The organism is Sphingomonas sp. Sph1(2015) (genome assembly GCF_001970915.1).
Classification (GTDB): domain Bacteria; phylum Pseudomonadota; class Alphaproteobacteria; order Sphingomonadales; family Sphingomonadaceae; genus Sphingomonas; species Sphingomonas parapaucimobilis.
Map to the genome: position 1 here is coordinate 1 of NZ_MQUI01000086.1, position 5499 is coordinate 5499.

3 protein-coding genes and 1 pseudogene are annotated in these 5499 nt (G+C 62.9%); all 4 read left to right on the forward strand.

Translation table 11 applies throughout. From position 1 onward, the window contains the following. Positions 1-128: 128 nt before the first annotated feature. Positions 129-485, forward strand: a pseudogene (locus tag BSZ14_RS18370) (integrase core domain-containing protein); the annotation flags it as partial. A 358-nt stretch (positions 486-843) separates the two neighbouring features. Next, on the forward strand, positions 844-1953 hold the full coding sequence (locus BSZ14_RS19510) for a hypothetical protein (RefSeq protein ID WP_139330538.1): 1110 nt from the start codon (positions 844-846) through the stop codon (positions 1951-1953). Further along, complete coding sequence (locus BSZ14_RS18380; protein ID WP_042488558.1) at positions 1950-2261, forward strand: hypothetical protein; 312 nt, start codon at positions 1950-1952, stop codon at positions 2259-2261. The genes BSZ14_RS19510 and BSZ14_RS18380 overlap by 4 nt, the downstream gene beginning before the upstream one ends. A gap of 731 nt (positions 2262-2992) precedes the next feature. Further along, positions 2993-5071, forward strand: coding sequence for a TonB-dependent siderophore receptor (locus BSZ14_RS18390; protein WP_076712018.1), 2079 nt, complete (start codon positions 2993-2995; stop codon positions 5069-5071). Positions 5072-5499: the final 428 nt, after the last annotated feature.

Consider the following 5499-nt stretch of genomic DNA (forward strand, 5'->3'; position numbering starts at 1 on the left):
TCGACAACCTCACTTTAGATACCTGCTGACCGACCATGGCTTGCCCTGATGAAGCCTGCGGCCGCTTCGCGGCCTTGCCTTCATCAGGGCCATAGCGGCCCCCGAACCAGCGCTTCCCAATGTGCTACGGGACCGAACTGACCTCCAATGCGGTGCTCGCCTGGTCCGCCGATGCCAGCATCGAGTGGCATTACATCGCGCCAGGCAAACCGACGCAGAACGGGTTCGTAGAGAGCTTCAACGGTCGCATGCGCGACGAGCTGCTCAACGAGACGCTGTTCTTCACCATTGGCCAAGCCCGCTCGATCCTGGCCCGCTGGGTCGACGACTACAACACCGAGCGGCCGCACTCGTCGCTCGGCTACGCTACCCCGGCCGCATTCGCTGCCGGGCTCGAACAGCAACGGGCGGGGTTAACCCCGCCCGTTGCTTCACCTGCGCTCATGCGCGACAACACCGGTCGGTCTCTGGTTGCCGCTGGTTGAAAGACTGGGGTCACGTCAGAGTGGGTCCGGTCGCTGGGCACGAAAGATCGGAAAGAAGCCAAGAGGCTCATACCAGCGTGCCTGATTGCCTTTGATAAGGCGATGGACGGCGATGAACCGGGCCGGGTCTGCCGGAGGCGTTGGGTTGTGAGTTAGGCTGCCACCCTCTAAAGCCGTGGCAGGGAAATTTCCCAACGATCTGAGTGCTCTCCTTCGAGCTCTGTGGGGCACCATCCTCGTGACATCCTACCTCATAGAAGACAAAGGCCGGCACCAGCGCGCGGGGCTGTCGCGTCCCAGGCTTGACTTTTTGCAAGATGTTCCTTATATGTTCTTCCTGCAATGGCAAGGGGGCAGTATGATCGAAACCTCCAACGGTAAGCGGTCGAGCGCTTTTTCATGGTGGCTGCGAACCGGCAAGCTGCCGCCCGCGCTCAGTCCTGACGGTCTCGAACTCAAATTCAATCCGTGGCACGATCCAGAGGACGGCCGGTTCACCTTTGCTGGCGCGGGACGCCATTATAATGCGAGCGGGACCGACGCGGTTAGCAGTGAGAAACGCCGGGCTCCGACCAGTTCCGATGGCGCCCCTGTTTTATGGGATCGTAGCAAGTCGAGGACTTCGACATTGCCAAAGGCGGGAACGTCACGTGCTGAAACGGCGGCGGGGGATGGCCAGCGGCCGGTGAGGCGTGCGTCGCCCAAAGTAAAACCCAAGCCCGTTGAGGAATCGCGGCCCGGCAACCAGCCGAACCCTGTCACCGAATTCGTCGGTGGCATAGGCGAAGGACTTTACGACGTTGCGACAGAAACGGTGGCAGGAGTCCGCGCTGCGCTGACGACGAATCCGGTGACCACCGTTCGCAACGCCGGTCGCGGTATCGCGGGTATGATCGATGCTGCGATCGCTGCCGAGGATACGCCCGCCCGTATCCAGGCTTCGCGTGCGGCAAGCGCCGTCGCCAACGCGTCGGCGCGGGATATCGGTCGTGTCACGGGGACAGTTGCCGGGAACGTTGCACTGGCAGCGGCGCCGGGGGCGGCACTCTCGAAGGCGGCCGCATTGCGCCGACTTCGCATGGCGAGGCCGCGCACGACCTATGATCCGCCGCAGATCGGTTGGGTAACGGAGACGACCAAGTCGCAAAAGCCCTGGAAGGCTTACAACGACGCTGCGACGGGTGCCCAGCCCGGTCGGGCGCCGACGTTGATGCGAACTATGGCGGACGGTTCGAAGCGGCCAGTCAAGTTCGACGGCATTCAGGGCGATTACGTGATCGACCGGAAATGGAAGGTGGTCGATGCTCCCCACGCCCGAGCCCAGCTCTTGCGACAATCGGAGGTGCTGGCAGAACATCGCCTGATCGGTACATGGGAGGTCCCTACTCCTACTCAAAAATCCAAGGCACTGAAGCTGTTCAAGAAGATGAAAGTCACCAATATCCGCGTGAAGGTAGTCAAACCATGATTGCTATGCAGGTTGCGAGCTTGATCGCGGAGTATTACGTGTTCCTGACGTTGACTGACGAGGAGGAACTCAATCTGGGCACTGCCGTGAAGATGACTGAATCTCTCGCCGATCATCTCGAGGAGATGGACAAAGGATTTCTTCGCGAGCTGGTGGATGCGTTTCCGATTATAGCGGAGGGATACAGTGGCGAAGCGCAGGAGGTGGTGCGCAACATCGCCCACAGCTTGTATCTTGAAGAGGCACTGGCAGTTGACGATCCCGTCAAACTGGCCGAGTTGGAAGCGTTGCGCGACGCGAGGGACTAAGCGCCGGCTGGAGTTTTAAAACAGCGTGATCATGGCCTCGTCCATCTCTATCACCGGCGACTGATCGAAATTTTCCAATGATCTGAGTGCCCAGTTTTGTCTCCTGTGGGGCACCATCACTCAACCGTCAAAAACTTGCGTAAAACAGCGGTTTGACAGGACGGTCAACAAACAGCGCGGCTGGGTTCGATGGGGTGGAATGGTCCCACGACACCTTAATTTGCGTCATTCGCCTGCCAGACCTGGCGACGGGTTTATCGGCATGACACGCAGCCGAGCGTTCCCCGACACCGCGATTCTCGACCTTCACACTGGCACATGGTCCGGTCCCGCAACGGCGGCCCGGTGCGTCACGGAACGCCTGCGGTCCGTCGCAGCGCACGGCCCATAGCCGGTGAGCGGCAGAAGGCAGACCGGGGCCGGCACAGGGATGGGGTATGCCCCCAAGGACCACCAGAGCGCGTCTCCAATGCCCAGCGCGATGCCGTGCTGCACCCTGATTACCATCGCAGCATCGCGCATGGAGAAAGGCCTGCCGGCCCGGATGGGCCTTGCCCATGATGCTTTGAACACACCGTATTTTGCCGTGACGGAGGCAAACCCGTCGCTCCGGTACGGGAGGATGGCCAGACAAACCGGCCTTCAGAGCCTTTCGAAGATTGAATGTCCGGCTTTGTTTAGCTAACAGTTCGCAATATCATTTCGTCACCTGCTTCTGAACGGAGTCCTTCATGATCCGCTGGCTTTCCGGCATGGCTTCGCCGTGCCTGCTCATTTCCTCGCCCATCGCGGCGGAGGCGGGTGATCCCGAACAGGGCCAGCGCGAGATCGTCATCACGGGAGAGCGGCTGGCCGAGGTCGATGACGAGACGGATACGGCGACGCGCACCGCCACGCCCATGAAGGACATACCGCAATCGATCCAGATCGTGCCGCGCAGCGTGATCGAGGATCAGAACAGCATCCGCCTCAGCGACGTGCTGAGCAACGTGTCGAGTGTGCAGCCGGCGAGCATCGCGGGCAATCGTGGCGAAATCTTCCAGATCCGTGGATTCGCCACGCCCCGTTACGCGATAGACGGCGTGCTGCTGAACCGTGTGTCGGACCGGTCAGAGGTGTTTCTCGACTTGGCCAACGTACAATCGGTCGAGGTGCTGAAAGGCCCGGCGTCGGTGATGTACGGCCAGGGCGATCCTGGTGGCGTCATCAACATATCGACCCGCCAGCCCAGCCATAGCCCCACCGCCGAAATCGAGTTGCAGGGCGGCAGCTTCGGCTTCGCCCGAGCCTCCGCCACGGCCAGCGGCGCCGTCACCGACAGGGTTGCCGTGCGCCTCACCGGCGCGGCGCAGCGGCTCGACGGGTTCCGTGGTGGCGAAACGGTCGATTCCACCCGCCAGTTCGCCGCGGTCTCCGCCCGCTGGACGCCGGGCGCGGCGACCGTTGTCAGGCTCGACTTGGATCACGCCAGCCAGCGCGGCCCTTTCGAACGTGGCCTGGTCGTCGGGGCCGACAATCGCATCACCCTGCCGAGGGACCGTTTTCTTGCCGAACCCTGGTCGCGGACAGCGGCCCATCGTTCGCGAGCGTCGCTGGATATCGGGCATGAGGCGGCCGACTGGCTTACGCTGCGCCTGAACGCGCGGCACGTCGATGCGACCGTCGACGACGATGATGCGATCGACAACCGAGCACTGGGCCGGGACGGCCGCACCCTGACGCGGCGGGCGACACGGCGGGTCGAACGGCTGAAATCCGCCGACATGCGCGGCGAGGCATTGGCACGCTTTTCGACAGGCATGATCGATCACAGGGTGCTGGCGGGCGTAAACTACAGCCGCGCCACGCTCGATTTCGTCGCCGACCGGGCCAACATCGCGGCAATCGACATTCTCGCACCTGCCTATACCGCTCCCGTGCCGCGCCTCTCGCCCAATGCCAGCTTCCTGCGTCGATCGACCCTGTACGGAGTCTATCTGCAGGATCAGGTGACGGTCACGTCATGGCTCAAGCTGCTGGGCAGCGTCCGCCATGACGAGGTGCGCGATCGCCAGACCGACCGGTTTTCCAACATGCGGGTCGACCGCGACAGCGGCGCGACGACGTTCCGCACCGGCATCGTGGTGCAGCCGATCGCCGCTCTCTCGTTCTTCGGCGGTTTCGGGCAGAGCTTCCAGCCCCAGACCGGCCGGCGCGCCGATCGCAGGTATCTCGATCCCGAGCGTGGCCGCCAGTGGGAGGCCGGTGTGAAGGCCGATCCGGCCGATGGGCGCCTGATGGCCACCGCCAGCGTGTTCGACATCCGCAAACGCAACGTCGCGACCGCCGACCCCGACAATCCCGGCTTCTCGCTTCAAACCGGCGAGCAGCACGTCCGCGGCGCCGAGCTGGATATCACCGGTCATCCGACGCGGCGCTGGCAGGTGATCGTCAGCGGCAGTCACCTCGACGCGATGATCAGCCGGGACGAAACCTTCGCGATCGGCAATCGCCTGACCAACGTTCCGCGCTGGTCGGGGCGATTGTGGAGCAGCTATATCCTGGGCGGTCCGGTCGAAGGACTGACGGTGGCGGCGGGGCTGACCCGTGTCGGGCGGCGGAGCGGCGATCTGAACAACAGCTTCTTCGTCGATGGCTACACCATCTATGATGCGACGATCAGCTACCTGATCCCGAATTCCGGGGTGGAGTTTTCGGTGACCGGCCGCAACCTCACCGATCGCTATTTCATCGAATCCGCCGTGCAGCGCCTGGAAAACTATCCCGGCGCGCCCCGCACCATCATGGGTTCCTTACGTGCGCGCTTCTGATGCTCGGGAGGACGGGGATGCGGGAACCGATGCGTGGCGATCCGACACCGCCATGCCCACGCCGCCATGATCCACGACGCGGCGGTATCCACAATGCGTCCCCGCCGGTGACGAACAGCCGTCGTGAAACCGTCACCGAAAGCGCAATTGCCACCCGGATACGGCGTCGGGACAGTCGTGATAGGCCGGGCGGTTTCGTCGAACGCCTCGATCCCCCGTGCCGAACTGCTCCGGCTTCATCCGCGACGATCGAGCGTGAAGCCATCGGGAATGGCGCTGGATATGGCTGTGAAACGACGTGCATTGCTCGACGTCGTGCCGTCATTGTTCAGGCCGATGGTGGTTAGAGTTGAAAACGATCAACTCTGCTCACCCCTCCCCTTCAGGGGAGGGGCCGGGGGTGGGGCGCTTCCGCAAGCGACACGCCC